The following is a 13,997-nucleotide window of genomic DNA, read 5'->3' as shown; positions in this document are numbered from 1 at the left end:
ACAAGCGAGGAGGACCGCCATGGGCGTGACCAATCGGTTGGCCTGTTACTCCGACCCCGCCGACCACTATTCCCACCGGGTACGCATCGTACTCGCAGAGAAGGGTGTCAGCGCCGAGATCATTTATGTGGAAGCGGGTCGCCAGCCGCCTAAACTGATCGAAGTGAACCCTTACGGGAGTTTGCCCACCCTGGTTGATCGTGACCTGGCGTTGTGGGAATCGACCGTGGTGATGGAATATCTGGATGAGCGTTACCCGCACCCGCCGCTACTGCCGGTTTATCCCGTGGCGCGTGCCAACAGCCGTCTGCTGATCCATCGTATCCAGCGTGACTGGTGTGGCCTGGTGGATCTGATCCTGGATTCGCGGACCAAGGAAGCAGCCCGCGTCGTGGCCCGCAAGGAGCTGCGCGAGAGCCTGACAGGCGTGTCGCCGCTGTTCGCGGACAAGCCGTTTTTCCTCAGTGAGGAACAAAGTCTGGTGGATTGCTGCCTATTACCAATACTCTGGCGCTTGCCGATTCTGGGTATTGAATTGCCGCGGCCTGCGAAGCCGCTGCTTGATTATATGGAGCGCTCGTTTGCGCGTGAGGCTTTCCAGGCGAGTCTGTCTGGTGTCGAACGCGATATGCGCTAAGGCTTAAGGAGCCGCTATGAACTCCAGTCGACCTTATCTGGTCCGCGCGCTCTATGAGTGGATTGTAGATAACGATTGCACCCCGCACATGCTGGTCAATTCCGAGTACCCATCGGTGCAGGTGCCTCAGGGTTTTGCCAGTGAAGGACAGATTGTCCTGAACGTATCGCCGGCAGCCGTGCGGCATTTGCACATGGACAACGAAGCGGTCAGCTTCGAAGGGCGCTTCGGTGGCGTGCCGCACACCCTGTACGTGCCTATCGCATCGATCCTGGGCATTTACGCTCGGGAGAACGGTCAGGGCATGGTGTTTGATCTGGAATCGCCTATGGAAGACGAGGAAGAGATCGAGCCGGATGACGATGTTCCGCCGCCCGACAGCGAGCCGCCGCGACCAAGCGGAAGGCCGAGTTTGAAGGTGGTGAAGTAATAAAAAAGGCGATCCGGATGGATCGCCTTTTTTATTACTTCACCACTCTCAAANCGATGTTCCGCCGCCCGACAGCGAGCCGCCGCGACCAAGCGGAAGGCCGAGTTTGAAGGTGGTGAAGTAATAAAAAAGGCGATCCGGATGGATCGCCTTTTTTATTACTTCACCACTCTCAAACCCGTAGGAGCTGCCGAAGGCTGCGATCTTTTGATTTTGATTTTTCCAAAAATCAAAAGATCGCAGCCTCGTTTCACTCGACAGCTCCTACAGATCGTGGCGCATCAATCGATGTACTCGAACAATTTGACAATCTTCTGCACGCCAGACACGCCTTGCACCAGATTGGTCGCCTGGGCCGCTTCCTGCTTGGTCAGCAGGCCCAGCAGGTAGACGATGCCATTCTCGGTGACAACCTTGATGCGCGAGCCCGGAATGCTCGCATCGGTCAGCATCTGGGTCTTGATCTTGGAGGTCAGCCAGGTGTCGTTCTGGCGAGCGAGGAAGCCTGAAGGTGGCAGTACCTGCAGTTCGTTATGCACTGTCTTCACGCGCTGGACCGAAGAGGCGGCCTGTTCGGCCTTGGCCTTCAGGTCTGCGGTAGGCGTTTGCCCGGCCAGCAATACCACGCCGTTGAAGCTGGTGACTACGATGTGCGAATCGTTGTCCAGGGCGGGGTCGGCCTTGGCGATGTTCACGCCGACCTTGGTTTCGATCAGGGTGTCATCGATCTTGCTGCCGAAGGTGCGGGTCCCGCGGTCATCATTAATCGGCGCCTCACGGCTGGCGTTAACCACCGAAGTGCAGCCGCTGATACCGAGGCATAGTGTCAGGGCCATCAGGCCTAGGCGATTAGGGGTCATTCTTCACTCCCGAACAGTTGGCTGTCGATCAAGTCGCAGAGGCAATGGATCGCCAGCAGGTGGACTTCCTGAATACGTGCAGTGACGTTGGCCGGGACGCGGATCTCGACGTCCTCGGGCAGAAGCAGTGATGCCATGCCACCACCGTCGCGGCCCGTCATTGCTACGACAATCATTTCGCGATCATGTGCGGCCTGGATCGCTTGAATAATATTGGCCGAGTTGCCGCTGGTCGAAATCGCCAGCAATACGTCGCCTGGTTGGCCCAAGGCGCGGATCTGCTTGGAGAAGATTTCGTTATAGCTGTAGTCATTGGCGATCGAGGTGATCGTCGAGCTGTCGGTGGTCAGCGCAATGGCTGGCAGGCTGGGGCGCTCGCGTTCGAAGCGGTTGAGCAGCTCCGAGGAAAAATGCTGGGCGTCACCAGCAGAGCCGCCGTTGCCGCAGGACAGCATCTTGCCCTCGTTGAGCAGGGCGTTGACCATCACCTGGCTGGCTTGCTCGATGTGCGGTGCAAGTACGTCCATCGCCATTTGCTTGGTGTCGATACTGGCCTGAAAAAGCTGGCGAATTCGGGATTGCATGTCCATCTGTGTGACCTTAATTAGCGCGGCTACCTGGCACAGGAATGTGCAGCCCGCAAAGCAAAGAGCAAAAGTGTTGGGTGGAAGTGTGCGGTTCAGCGCGCAATCGATCAGCTGTCGAAGGCATTTTGCAACCAGTTCAACTGATCGAGATTGCTGTCGATGGCAATCACGTCGAAACGGCAAGGGGAATTGGCCCAGCGCGACTCGCGCTGAAGAAAATACTGCGCGGCAAAAATCAGCTTCTGCCGTTTGCGCTCATCGATGCTATCGAGCGCGCCACCCCATTGAGTGTTTTTTCTGTAGCGGACTTCAACGAATACTACTGTATCGCCATCGAGCATGACCAGATCAAGCTCGCCGCGTTTACATAACCAGTTCTGCGCCAGCAGGCGCAGACCCTGTTGTTGCAGATGCTCGAGCGCATGGCGCTCGGCATCCTGACCGCTTTGTCGGCGTGTCCTCTCGGGCATCAGCGCGAGGTGTCCGGCAGGCGCTGGACCTGGCCATTGACGAACTGCGCCCACGGCAACTGACGTTCGACGCGCTGGTTCTGAGTCATGCCCAGGCTGCCCGACTCACCCTCGATGCGGCTGTCCGGCAAAGCCTTGAGCTGCCCCAGGCGAGGTGCCAGGCGGTAGGCATCGGCGCCCATCGCATACAGGCGTCCCAGGCTGCCGGCGGCTTGTGGCCATTGAGCGGTAACCTGTTTGCGCAGCGGATCGTTGACGTCCAGCAACCATGGGGTTTCGCAGAACCGCACGCCATTCATATCGTTGTATTGGTTCACATCGCCGCTGGCACTGTACACGTGGGACGTGGCGTAGACCGGCACGTCACCCGCGTACTGGAAGTTCAGGGTCGGCTTGATCTGCTGGGCTTGCTGCGGAGTTGCCGCCAGGAAGATGAACTCGATGTCCTGGCGACGCGAAGGCTGGGCGGCGACCTGCGAACCTATCGTGGTTTGCAGGCTCTTGGCACGACCTTCGCTCTGACGCAGCTGGAACATGTCGGCAATCTGCTGGGCCAGTTGCACCGGCTGGTCAACGCGTTCGGTGGCGACGATGCTGCCGCCGTTGGCTTGCCAGTCCTGGCTGAACGCTCGCAGTACACGGTCGCCCCACTCGCCTTTGGGCACCATGATGGCGGCGCGGGTCAGGCCGTCGGCGCGAGCGCGGCGGGAGACTTCCCGGGCTTCGTCTTCGGCTGCAAGCCCAAACTGGAACAGTTGGGCCGGACCCTGGGTGCCTTCACTGTAATTCAGGGCCAGGGTGGTGATCGGCAGTTGCGCACGAGTGCTGAGTTGTTTGACCAGCGGCTTTTCCAGTGGCCCCACGACCAGTTGCACGCCGTCGGCCTGGGCCTTGCGATAGAACTCGTCCAGGGAGGTCAGGCGCGAGCTGTCATAGAATTCGATGGCCGGCGGATTCTGGCCGGCTTGCTGTGCCTGGTAGTGCGCGGCCATGAAGCCTTCGCGCAGCGCCTTGCCGACAGCGGCCAGCGGGCCGTCCTGTGGCAACAGCAGGCCGATCTTGCCCAGGGGCTGGCTGGCCAGTTCCTTGAGCTTGGTCAGGGGGATTGGCAGCTGGATGGCTGCCGGGTGCTTGGGGTTCTGGGCGCGCCAGTTGTCGATCGCGGCCTGCTGTTGCTCCAGGGTGCCCGCGGTCTTCACGGCCAGCGCCAGGCTCATCCAGCCGCCGAGGTCATCGGTGGAGGTGGGCTGCAGTTGGTCGGTTGGCAGCGAAGCGATCAGGGTCCAGATCGCTTCATGGTTCTTGCCGGCGGCTTCGCCTTCGAGCATGGGCGCGATGAAAATGCGCTCCCGTGCAGCCGCCAATGCCTGTCCGTCGGCTTCAAGCGCGCGGGCATGCACGGTGCCGGTACGCACCTGTTGCTCGATCGGCAGTTCGCTCAGGCGCTGCAGGCTCGGATGGCTCAATGCAGTCAGTGCTGCCTTGGGCTGATTGCGCACCATCGCCAGTTCTGCGGCCAGCGTGCTGGCGAACACCTGCTGTCCAGGCTTGAGTTGTTCCACCGGTACTTGCTGGAGGATTTGCGCCGATTGGCCGGCGTTACCCTGGCGATAGGCAAGGTCGGCGGCGCTCAGGCGCAACAGCGCAGCTTTTTCCGGGTCTTTGCTCTGGGAAGCCTGCTCGAGCAGTTGCTCGATACTGGCATCCGGAGTCCGTGGAAGGTCGCCAAGGCTGGAGGAGGGCGAGCTGGCGCAGGCCGCCAGCAAGGCAGCGAGGCAGAGGGCAGTGAACAGCCGCAGGCAAGCGATCATGTAGTGTTCCTGATACTCGATCAAATTAGCGTGGAATTGTACCCAAGCACTGGCCGGGGCGCGATGTTACTGGCGTGAATCGATCAATTTAGCTCATGCAAATGTTGCAGCAAGGCACCGAAGGCAGGAAAACCTGCAGTGGCAGACGCCTGTCGCCGACGACGCTACGCGCTACAATGGCGACTTTTAACGATCATGAGGTGTGCGCTTTGACTGCTCCAGGTGCTTTGAATTCCGCTGCTGGCTCGCTTTATGTGGTGGCGACGCCCATCGGCAACCTGGACGACATCAGTGCGCGCGCCCTGAAGATCCTCCGTGATGTGGCCTTGATTGCCGCCGAAGATACCCGGCACTCCCAGCGCCTGATGCAGCACTTTGGCATTCCAACGCCGCTGGCGGCCTGTCATGAGCACAACGAACGGGATGAAGGTAGCCGCTTTATTACCCGGTTGCTGGCGGGCGATGATGTGGCGTTGATATCCGATGCCGGCACGCCGTTGATTTCCGATCCGGGCTATCACCTGGTGCGCCAGGCACGCGCGGCGGGCATTAATGTAGTGCCAGTGCCGGGTGCCTGTGCATTGATTGCGGCATTGTCGGCTGCGGGCCTGCCGTCGGACCGCTTCATCTTTGAAGGGTTCCTGCCCGCCAAGGCAGTAGGGCGCCGGGCCCGCCTGGAGCTGGTCAAGGAAGAGCCGCGCACCTTGATTTTCTATGAAGCGCCACACCGTATCCTGGAGTGTCTGCAGGATATGGAGCTGGTGTTTGGTGGTGAGCGTCCGGCCTTGCTGGCCCGGGAGATCACCAAGACGTTCGAAACCCTCAAGGGGCTGCCCCTGGCCGAGTTGCGCGAGTTCGTCGAGTCCGACAGTAATCAGCAGCGGGGCGAGTGCGTGGTGCTGGTGGCAGGTTGGTCCGTGCCTGAAACCGAAGAGGCAGTCAGCAGCGAGGCCATGCGCATCCTCAATCTTCTGCTCGAAGAAATGCCGCTCAAGCGTGCCGCCGCACTGGCTGCGCAAATCACCGGTGAACGCAAGAATGTGTTGTATCAGGTTGCGCTGGATAAACAGAAAGGCGAGTGAAAACCCGACGCGCAGGAGTGGCCAAAGGCTTTTAGCGCTTGTTCTTCGGTCGCTGTCCCGTTAACCTTCTCGGCGGAGAGTCGATCGGACAGTCGCTGCCCTCTATGAAAATTAGGGGGGGGAGGAAAGTCCGGGCTCCATAGGGCGAAGTGCCAGGTAATGCCTGGGAGGCGTGAGCCTACGGAAAGTGCCACAGAAAATAACCGCCTAAGCGCTTCGGCGCCGGTAAGGGTGAAAAGGTGCGGTAAGAGCGCACCGCACGTCTGGCAACAGTTCGTGGCTAGGTAAACCCCACTTGGAGCAAGACCAAATAGGGTCCCAAGGCGTGGCCCGCGCTGGGACCGGGTAGGTTGCTAAAGATGTCCAGTGATGGCCATCGTAGACGAATGACTGTTCAAGACAGAACCCGGCTTACAGATCGACTCTCCACCTTTTTCCCCTCCCTGTTTGCAGCATTGGACAGGGCGCAGGCAGTAACGCTTTTCCTCCTTACAGAAACCTCAGCAGAAGCACTTTCGTAATACCAAAAAAATCTTACTCTTAACAAACTACTTTAACTTCCGGGCGCAGCCTTCAGTGCTGGTTCAAGTTATTGAGCAAGATTATGCGTCAGATTCTCGTTGCCCCCCCTTTTGCGCTCCTAAATCACAGTTATGTAAGACTTTTCCTTTACTGCGCGCCTTGACGGTGTGGTAGCCGCATTCCTATAGTGTGCGCAAGTGGCGGAAAGTGGCATGAAGTGGGTTTTTTGAGCTCAAAACGCTAAAATTTGGAGAAACGCTGACGTGTTTCGCGGAGCTAACGCTATCAGTCTCGACGCAAAAGGCCGTCTCGCTATGCCGAGCCGGTATCGCGACGAGCTCGTTTCGCGTAGTTCCGGGCAGTTAATCGTCACGATCGATGCCGTTGATCCCTGTTTGTGTGTCTACCCCCTCGATGAGTGGGAAATTATTGAAACCAAATTGCGCGCACTGCCTTCGCTTCGCGAAGAAAACCGCCGCCTGCAACGTTTACTGATCGGTAACGCCGTCGACCTCGAGCTCGATGGCAGTGGTCGTTTTCTGGTTCCGCCGCGTCTGCGTGAATATGCCAAGTTGGATAAGCGCGCGATGTTGGTAGGCCAACTGAACAAGTTCCAATTATGGGACGAGGATGCCTGGGATGCGGTTTCTGCCGCTGACCTGGCTGCTATTCAACAACCGGGCGCTATGCCTGATGAACTGCGTGATTTAATTCTGTGACTATTGATAGCGGCTTCAACCACATCACCGTACTGCTTGACGAAGCCGTGGAGGCTCTCGCCGTACGTCCTGATGGCTGCTATCTGGACGGTACGTTCGGACGCGGCGGACACAGCCGTTTGATCCTCAGCCAGCTGGGTCCCGATGGCCGGTTGCTGGGATTCGACAAAGATCCTCAAGCGATTGCCACCGGGCAAACGCTGGCGGCCGAAGACGGCCGCTTTGTCGTTGTGCAGCGCAGCTTTGCCGAGTTGGGCTCGGAAGTGGCCGAGCGCGACCTGGCCGGCAAGGTCAGCGGCATTCTGCTGGACCTCGGGGTGTCCTCCCCGCAACTTGACGACCCTGAGCGCGGTTTCAGTTTCCTCAACGACGGCCCGTTGGACATGCGCATGGATCCTTCGCGAGGGATCAGCGCTGCCGAGTTCGTCAACACCGCGCCGGTGGAAGAGATTGCCCGGGTGTTCAAGGAATACGGCGAGGAACGTTTTTCCGGACGCATGGCTCGCGCGGTCGCTGAACGTCGCGATATCAAGCCATTCGAGCGCACCGGTGACCTGGCTGAAGTCCTGAAAGTCGCCAACCCGGCATGGGAGAAGGGTAAGAACCCGGCCACCCGTGCTTTCCAGGGCTTGCGTATCCACGTCAACAACGAGCTGGGCGACCTGGAGGCTGGCCTCGAAGCCGCCCTGGAGTGCCTGGAAATCGGCGGCCGCCTGGTGGTGATCAGCTTTCACTCCCTGGAAGACCGCATCGTCAAGCTCTTCATGCGCAAGCTGGTGAAAGGCGAAGCGGACAACCTGCCGCGCAACCTGCCGGTGCGGCATGTGGCCTTCGAACCTAAAATCAAAGTCCATGGCAAAGCGCAGTCCGCCTCCGAGGCCGAACTCAAAGCCAACCCACGTTCCCGTAGCGCCGTCATGCGTGTCGCGGAGAAGTTGCGGTGAGCAAGCTTTTCGCCAAGCCACTTCCCGGCGGAAGCTTTTTCATGCTGCTGCTATTTGTCGGCGTGCTCGTGTCGGCTATCGGCGTGTCCTACAGTGCCCACTGGAACCGCCAGTTGCTGAACTCGCTGTACAACGAATTGAGCGTGCGCGACAAGGCGCAGGCGGAGTGGGGGCGGCTGATTCTCGAGCAGAGTACCTGGACCGCACACAGCCGAATCGAAGTTCTGGCCTCCGAGCAACTGAAGATGCGCATTCCCGGCGCAGCTGAAGTGCAAATGGTGGCGCCATGATGAAACTCGAGGGCGCACTGTTCCCATGGCGGTTTCGCCTGGTACTGGGCTTGCTCGGCGTCATGGTCGCGGCGATCTGCTGGCGTATCATTGACCTGCAAATCGTTGATCGTGCGTTCCTTAAAGGCCAGGGCGATGCGCGCAGCGTTCGTCACATTCCCATTCCGGCTCACCGTGGTCTGATCACCGACCGTAACGGCGAGCCTTTGGCCGTCAGTACGCCGGTCACCACGCTGTGGGCCAACGCCAAGGAAATGCAACTGGCCAAAGAAAAGTGGCCAGCACTGGCAGCGGCTCTGGGCCAGGACCCGAAAGCCCTGAGCGAGCGTCTCGAAGCCCAGGCGAACAAGGAATTCATCTACCTGGTGCGTGGCCTGACCCCGGAGCAGGGGCAATCGGTACTCGACCTGAAAGTACCCGGCGTCTATGGCATCGAAGAGTTCCGGCGTTTTTATCCTGCCGGTGAAGTCACCGCGCACATGGTCGGGTTTACCGATATCGACGACCACGGGCGCGAAGGTGTCGAGCTGGCCTATGACGAATGGCTCGCCGGTGTCCCGGGCAAGCGCCAGGTCATCAAGGACCGGCGCGGCCGACTGATCAAGGATGTACAGGTCACCAAAAACGCCAAGGCCGGCAAGCCCTTGGCGTTGTCCATTGACCTGCGCCTGCAATACCTGGCCAACCGCGAGCTGCGCAACGCAATCATCGAGAATGGCGCCAAGGCCGGCAGCCTGGTGATCATGGATGTGAAGACGGGCGAAATCCTCGCCATGGTCAACCAGCCAACATACAACCCGAACAACCGTCGCAACCTGCAGCCGGCGATGATGCGCAACCGCGCAATGATCGACGTGTTCGAGCCGGGTTCGACCATGAAAGCGATTTCCATGAGCGCCGCGATTGAATCCGGGCGCTGGAAACCGACCGATACCGTTGAGGTCTATCCAGGCACCTTGCAGATCGGTAAATACACCATCAAGGACGTATCCAAGTCCGAGGGCCCGGTACTCGATCTGACCGGCATCCTGATCAACTCCAGTAACGTCGGCATGAGCAAGATCGCCTTCGACATTGGCGGCGAAACCATTTTCCGCCTGGCGCAGAAAGTCGGCCTCGGCCAGGACACCGGGCTGGGATTTCCGGGCGAGCGCGTCGGCAACCTGCCGAACTACCGCGAATGGCGCAAGGCTGAAACCGCCACGTTGTCGTACGGCTACGGTATTTCCGTGACCGCGATCCAGTTGGTGCACGCGTTTTCGGCGCTGGCCAACAACGGTCGCCTGGCGCCGCTGACCCTGATCAAGACCGACAAGGCGCCACAGACCACCCAGGTATTGCCCGAGACAGTCGCGAAGACCATGCAGACCATGCTGCAACAAGTGATCGAAGCCCCGCGCGGCGTGTTCCGTGCACAGGTCCCGGCTTATCACGTGGGCGGCAAGTCGGGTACTGCGCGTAAAACCTCGGTGGGCACCAAGGGCTATGCCGAGAATTCCTACCGTTCGCTGTTCGCCGGCTTCGGCCCGATGAGCGACCCGCGTTACGCAATCGTTGTAGTCATCGATGAACCAAGCAAAGCCGGTTACTTCGGCGGCCTGGTATCGGCGCCGGTGTTCAGCAAAGTGATGTCCGGGACCTTGCGCCTGATGAACATCACTCCTGACAACCTGCCTCCGGTCCAGCAGGCCAATGCCACCCCGGCTGTTCCGCTGAAAGCCAATGGAGGGCGCGGCTGATGTCTCTAAGTCTGAACAAGATATTCGCCCACGCCGGTCGTGATCTGCTGATCCGCGAACTGACCCTTGATAGCCGCAATGTGCGGGCTGGCGACCTGTTCCTGGCCGTGCCTGGCGGGAAGTTCGACGGCCGTGCGCACATCGGCGATGCCTTGCAGCGCGGCGCCGCCGCCGTGGCCTATGAGGTTGAAGGCGCCACCGTGCTGCCGATCACTGACGTGCCGCTGATTCCGGTCAAGGGCCTGGCAGCGCAGCTGTCGGACATCGCCGGGCGATTTTATGGTGACCCGAGCCGCCACCTGAACCTGATCGGCGTCACTGGCACCAACGGCAAGACCAGCGTTACCCAACTGGTCGCGCAAGCCCTGGACCTGCTCGGTCAGCACTGCGGCATTGTTGGCACCCTGGGCAGCGGTTTCTACGGCGGCTTGGAGAGCGGCCTGCACACGACGCCAAACCCGATAGCCGTACAGGCAACCCTCGCCGACTTGAAGAAAGCCGGGGCCAAGGCCGTGGCCATGGAAGTGTCCTCCCACGGCCTGGATCAGGGGCGAGTGACGGCCCTGGCGTTCGACGTGGCGGTGATGACCAACCTGTCCCGCGATCACCTCGATTACCACGGCACCATGCAGGCTTACGGTGAAGCCAAGGCGAAGCTGTTTGCCTGGAATGACCTGAAATGCCGCGTGGTGAATCTCGACGACGAGTTTGGCCGCCAGCTGGCCGCTGACAAACGCGAGTCGCGACTGATCACCTATAGCCTCGAAGACGCCCGCGCCTACCTTTATTGCCGTGAAGCGCATTTCGACGACGAAGGCGTGCGCGCCACGCTGGTCACGCCTCAGGGCGAGCATCACTTGCGCAGTACATTGCTCGGCCGGTTTAACCTGAGCAACGTGTTGGCCGCAGTCGGCGCCTTGCTCGGCCTGGATTACGCGCTCGACGAAATTCTAAAAGTGCTGCCGAAACTCGAAGGCCCGGCCGGTCGCATGCAGCGCCTGGGCGGCGGCACTCAACCGTTGGTGGTGGTCGATTACGCCCACACACCGGATGCGTTGGAAAAAGTATTGATGGCCCTGCGCCCGCACGCCAAAGGGCGCCTGTTGTGCCTGTTCGGCTGCGGCGGTGACCGTGATCGCGGCAAGCGCCCGCTGATGGCTGAAGTGGTGGAACGTCTGGCGGACGGCGTGCTGGTCACCGATGACAACCCGCGTACCGAAGACCCTTCGGTGATCTTCGACGACATTCGTGCCGGTTTCAGCGCTGTGGATAATGTGACCTTCGTTGCCGGTCGTGGCCAGGCAATTGCCCAGCTGATTGCCGGCGCCTCGACCGATGACGTCATCGTGCTGGCGGGCAAAGGCCACGAGGACTATCAGGAAATAAACGGCGAACGTCAGCCGTTCTCCGATCTGGTCGAGGCCGATCGCGCCCTGACCGCATGGGAGGTGGCCCATGCTTGAAGCCTTGAAATTGAGCGAACTCACCGGCGCGCTGAACGCCCGCCTGGTCAGTGCCGATGCGAGCTTCAACGGCGTCAGCATCGACAGCCGCGCGATCCAGCCGGGCCAGCTGTTCGTGGCTCTGACCGGTCCGCGGTTTGACGGGCATGACTATCTCAATGACGTCGCCGCCAAAGGCGCAGTAGCGGCATTGGTCGAGCGTGAAATCGCCGACAGCCCGCTGGCGCAACTGGTGGTCAAAGACACCCGCCAGGCCCTCGGTCAACTGGGCGCGATCAACCGTGTCGCGTTCACCCAGCCCGTGGCGGCCATTACCGGTTCCAGCGGCAAGACCACGGTCAAGGAAATGCTTGCAAGCATCTTGCGCACCCGTGGCCCCGTGCTGGCCACCCGCGGCAACCTGAACAACGACCTGGGCGCCCCCCTGACCTTGCTCGAACTGGCGCCGGAACATACCGCTGCCGTAATCGAACTGGGTGCTTCGCGTCTCGGCGAAATTGCCTACACCGTTGCGATGACCAAGCCCCATGTCGCCGTGCTCAATAACGCCGGGACTGCCCACGTGGGTGAGTTTGGCGGGCCGGAAAAAATCGTCGAGGCCAAGGGCGAGATTATCGAAGGGCTGGATGCCGACGGCGTCGCTGTGCTCAATCTCGATGACAAGGCTTTTGAAATCTGGAAGACCCGCGCAGCCGGTCGCAAAGTACTGACCTTTGCCCTGAGCAATGTCGCGGCCGACTTCTACGCCAGTGACCTGGACCGCGACGCTCGCGGCTGTCCGGCGTTCAACTTGCACGGTCCCGACGGTGTGGAGCGTGTTCAACTGAACCTGCTCGGCACCCATAACGTCGCCAATGCCATGGCTGCCGCAGCCGCTGCCCATGCGCTGGGTGTATCCCTGTCCGGCATCGCTACCGGCCTCGGCGCGGTGCAACCGGTCAAGGGGCGCACCGTTGCGCAGCTGGCCAGCAACGGCATGCGCGTTATCGATGACACTTACAACGCGAACCCCACCTCGATGTGCGCCGCCGTTGATATACTCGCCGGCTTTTCCGGCCGCACCGTTCTGGTGCTCGGGGATATCGGCGAGTTGGGTGACTGGGCGGAGCAGGGACACCGCGACGTGGGCGAATACGCCCGCGGCAAAGTCAGCGCGCTTTACGCTGTTGGGCCAATGATGGCCCACGCCGTTAACGCATTTGGCGAGCACGCCCGTCACTTCAGCACTCAGGCTGAACTGATCCAGGCCCTCGGCGCCGAGCAAGACACCAACACCACCATTTTGATCAAGGGCTCGCGCAGCGCTGCGATGGAAAACATCGTTGCCGCTTTGTGCGGGTCCAGTTTGGAGAAACATTAATGCTGCTGCTGCTAGCGGAGTACATGCAACAGTTCTACAAAGGCTTCGCGGTCTTCCAGTACCTGACCCTGCGCGGGATTCTCGGTGTGCTGACCGCGCTGGTCCTTTCGCTGTGCTATGGCCCGTGGATGATTCGTACCCTGCAGAAGCGTCAGATCGGCCAATCGGTTCGTAACGACGGTCCGCAATCGCACCTGTCCAAGTCGGGCACCCCGACCATGGGCGGCGCGCTGATCCTGTCTTCGATCGGCGTTAGCACCTTGCTCTGGGCTGACCTGAGCAACCGCTACGTCTGGACCGTATTGCTGGTGACCCTGCTGTTCGGCGCGATCGGTTGGGTGGATGACTACCGCAAGGTGATCGAGAAAAACTCCCGTGGCCTGCCGAGCCGCTGGAAATACTTCTGGCAGTCGGTATTCGGCCTGGGCGCGGCGATCTTCCTGTTCATGACCGCCACCACGCCTGTGGAAACCACGCTGATCCTGCCGATGCTCAAGGACTACAGCATTCCATTGGGCGCAGGCTTCATTGTCCTGACCTACTTCGTCATCGTCGGCTCGAGCAATGCGGTCAACCTGACCGACGGTCTCGATGGCCTGGCGATCATGCCGACCGTGATGGTCGGTGGCGGGCTGGGGATCTTCTGCTACCTGTCGGGTAACGTGAAATTCGCCGAATACCTGCTGATTCCTTATGTGCCGGGTGCCGGTGAACTGATCGTATTCTGCGGCGCGCTGATCGGTGCGGGCCTGGGCTTCCTCTGGTTCAACACCTATCCGGCACAAGTCTTCATGGGTGACGTCGGCGCGCTGGCGTTGGGCGCTGCCCTGGGCACCATCGCGGTCATCGTCCGTCAGGAAATCGTCCTGTTCATCATGGGCGGTGTGTTCGTGATGGAAACCCTGTCGGTGGTCATCCAGGTGGCCTCCTTCAAGTTGACCGGCCGCCGGGTGTTCCGCATGGCACCCATACACCACCATTTTGAACTCAAGGGCTGGCCCGAGCCGCGCGTGATCGTCCGATTCTGGATCATCACCGTGATTCTCGTACTGGTTGGCCTTGCCACCCTGAAGCTGAGGTAGA

14 protein-coding genes and 1 other RNA gene are annotated in these 13,997 nt (G+C 60.3%); 11 read left to right on the top strand and 4 right to left on the bottom strand.

Annotated elements, in window-relative coordinates:
* Nucleotides 1-19: 19 nt before the first annotated feature.
* Together HYI44_RS12590 and HYI44_RS12585 are read left to right on the top strand one after the other, a co-directional pair.
* A complete protein-coding gene (locus HYI44_RS12590) occupies nt 20-637 on the top strand; it encodes a glutathione S-transferase N-terminal domain-containing protein (RefSeq protein WP_007905304.1) in 618 nt (205 codons plus the stop codon).
* Nucleotides 638-653: 16 nt separating this feature from the next.
* Nucleotides 654-1,067: a ClpXP protease specificity-enhancing factor gene (locus tag HYI44_RS12585; RefSeq protein WP_045059276.1), complete on the top strand. Its 414-nt coding sequence runs from the start codon at nt 654-656 to the stop codon at nt 1,065-1,067.
* Nucleotides 1,068-1,348: 281 nt separating this feature from the next.
* Here HYI44_RS12585 and HYI44_RS12575 read toward each other — a convergent pair whose 3' ends face one another.
* The 4 genes from HYI44_RS12575 to HYI44_RS12560 all read right to left on the bottom strand — a co-directional run bounded on the left by HYI44_RS12575 (nt 1,349) and on the right by HYI44_RS12560 (nt 4,795).
* Nucleotides 1,349-1,927 carry a BON domain-containing protein gene (locus HYI44_RS12575; protein ID WP_122838782.1) on the bottom strand — a complete coding sequence of 193 codons (579 nt, stop codon included), beginning with the start codon at nt 1,925-1,927 and terminating at the stop codon, nt 1,349-1,351.
* Nucleotides 1,924-2,517: a phosphoheptose isomerase gene (locus HYI44_RS12570; protein WP_045059278.1), complete on the bottom strand. Its 594-nt coding sequence runs from the start codon at nt 2,515-2,517 to the stop codon at nt 1,924-1,926. The genes HYI44_RS12575 and HYI44_RS12570 overlap by 4 nt, the downstream gene beginning before the upstream one ends.
* A gap of 104 nt (nt 2,518-2,621) precedes the next feature.
* Nucleotides 2,622-2,984: a YraN family protein gene (locus HYI44_RS12565; protein WP_045059279.1), complete on the bottom strand. Its 363-nt coding sequence runs from the start codon at nt 2,982-2,984 to the stop codon at nt 2,622-2,624.
* Nucleotides 2,984-4,795 carry a penicillin-binding protein activator gene (locus HYI44_RS12560; protein WP_225569533.1) on the bottom strand — a complete coding sequence of 604 codons (1,812 nt, stop codon included), beginning with the start codon at nt 4,793-4,795 and terminating at the stop codon, nt 2,984-2,986. The genes HYI44_RS12565 and HYI44_RS12560 overlap by 1 nt, the downstream gene beginning before the upstream one ends.
* A gap of 176 nt (nt 4,796-4,971) precedes the next feature.
* On the opposite strand from HYI44_RS12560, the gene rsmI reads away from it, so the two are divergent.
* From rsmI to mraY, 9 genes are all read left to right on the top strand, one after another.
* Nucleotides 4,972-5,877, top strand: coding sequence for a 16S rRNA (cytidine(1402)-2'-O)-methyltransferase (gene rsmI / locus HYI44_RS12555; protein ID WP_163019387.1), 906 nt, complete (start codon nt 4,972-4,974; stop codon nt 5,875-5,877).
* 76 nt (nt 5,878-5,953) lie between these two features.
* Nucleotides 5,954-6,307, top strand: an RNA gene (gene rnpB, locus HYI44_RS12550) — RNase P RNA component class A.
* A 355-nt stretch (nt 6,308-6,662) separates the two neighbouring features.
* A complete protein-coding gene (mraZ, locus tag HYI44_RS12545; protein ID WP_008147486.1) occupies nt 6,663-7,118 on the top strand; it encodes a division/cell wall cluster transcriptional repressor MraZ in 456 nt (151 codons plus the stop codon).
* Nucleotides 7,115-8,062 (top strand): 16S rRNA (cytosine(1402)-N(4))-methyltransferase RsmH, encoded by a 948-nt coding sequence (gene rsmH / locus HYI44_RS12540; protein WP_412548483.1) that lies wholly within the window; start codon nt 7,115-7,117, stop codon nt 8,060-8,062. The genes mraZ and rsmH overlap by 4 nt, the downstream gene beginning before the upstream one ends.
* The gene (gene ftsL, locus HYI44_RS12535) at nt 8,059-8,352 is read left to right on the top strand and encodes a cell division protein FtsL (protein WP_045059283.1); all 294 of its coding nucleotides are present in this window, start codon (nt 8,059-8,061) and stop codon (nt 8,350-8,352) included. Before rsmH ends, ftsL begins: the two co-directional genes overlap by 4 nt.
* A complete protein-coding gene (locus HYI44_RS12530; protein ID WP_205940065.1) occupies nt 8,352-10,091 on the top strand; it encodes a peptidoglycan D,D-transpeptidase FtsI family protein in 1,740 nt (579 codons plus the stop codon). The genes ftsL and HYI44_RS12530 overlap by 1 nt, the downstream gene beginning before the upstream one ends.
* Complete coding sequence (locus HYI44_RS12525) at nt 10,091-11,554, top strand: UDP-N-acetylmuramoyl-L-alanyl-D-glutamate--2,6-diaminopimelate ligase (protein WP_225569532.1); 1,464 nt, start codon at nt 10,091-10,093, stop codon at nt 11,552-11,554. The genes HYI44_RS12530 and HYI44_RS12525 overlap by 1 nt, the downstream gene beginning before the upstream one ends.
* On the top strand, nt 11,547-12,914 hold the full coding sequence (locus HYI44_RS12520) for a UDP-N-acetylmuramoyl-tripeptide--D-alanyl-D-alanine ligase (protein ID WP_225569531.1): 1,368 nt from the start codon (nt 11,547-11,549) through the stop codon (nt 12,912-12,914). Before HYI44_RS12525 ends, HYI44_RS12520 begins: the two co-directional genes overlap by 8 nt.
* Nucleotides 12,914-13,996, top strand: a complete 1,083-nt coding sequence (mraY, locus tag HYI44_RS12515; RefSeq protein WP_045059287.1) for a phospho-N-acetylmuramoyl-pentapeptide-transferase — start codon at nt 12,914-12,916, stop codon at nt 13,994-13,996. Before HYI44_RS12520 ends, mraY begins: the two co-directional genes overlap by 1 nt.
* Nucleotide 13,997: the final 1 nt, after the last annotated feature.

Source organism: Pseudomonas sp. Y24-6, from assembly GCF_020295325.1.
Taxonomy (GTDB): domain Bacteria; phylum Pseudomonadota; class Gammaproteobacteria; order Pseudomonadales; family Pseudomonadaceae; genus Aquipseudomonas; species Aquipseudomonas gregormendelii.
The sequence above is the reverse complement of the archived record's forward strand: the minus strand, read 5'-3'. Positions and strand labels throughout refer to the sequence as shown.

Bases quoted from the DNA above. Each gene is read 5' to 3' on its own strand.
- HYI44_RS12590 (WP_007905304.1), top strand. From the start codon at position 20: ATGGGCGTGACCAATCGGTTGGCCTGTTACTCCGACCCCGCCGACCAC.
- HYI44_RS12585 (WP_045059276.1), top strand. From the start codon at position 654: ATGAACTCCAGTCGACCTTATCTGGTCCGCGCGCTCTATGAGTGGATT.
- HYI44_RS12575 (WP_122838782.1), bottom strand. From the start codon at position 1,927: ATGACCCCTAATCGCCTAGGCCTGATGGCCCTGACACTATGCCTCGGT.
- HYI44_RS12570 (WP_045059278.1), bottom strand. From the start codon at position 2,517: ATGGACATGCAATCCCGAATTCGCCAGCTTTTTCAGGCCAGTATCGAC.
- HYI44_RS12565 (WP_045059279.1), bottom strand. From the start codon at position 2,984: ATGCCCGAGAGGACACGCCGACAAAGCGGTCAGGATGCCGAGCGCCAT.
- HYI44_RS12560 (WP_225569533.1), bottom strand. From the start codon at position 4,795: ATGATCGCTTGCCTGCGGCTGTTCACTGCCCTCTGCCTCGCTGCCTTG.
- rsmI (WP_163019387.1), top strand. From the start codon at position 4,972: ATGGCGACTTTTAACGATCATGAGGTGTGCGCTTTGACTGCTCCAGGT.
- HYI44_RS12530 (WP_205940065.1), top strand. From the start codon at position 8,352: ATGAAACTCGAGGGCGCACTGTTCCCATGGCGGTTTCGCCTGGTACTG.
- HYI44_RS12525 (WP_225569532.1), top strand. From the start codon at position 10,091: ATGTCTCTAAGTCTGAACAAGATATTCGCCCACGCCGGTCGTGATCTG.
- HYI44_RS12520 (WP_225569531.1), top strand. From the start codon at position 11,547: ATGCTTGAAGCCTTGAAATTGAGCGAACTCACCGGCGCGCTGAACGCC.
- mraY (WP_045059287.1), top strand. From the start codon at position 12,914: ATGCTGCTGCTGCTAGCGGAGTACATGCAACAGTTCTACAAAGGCTTC.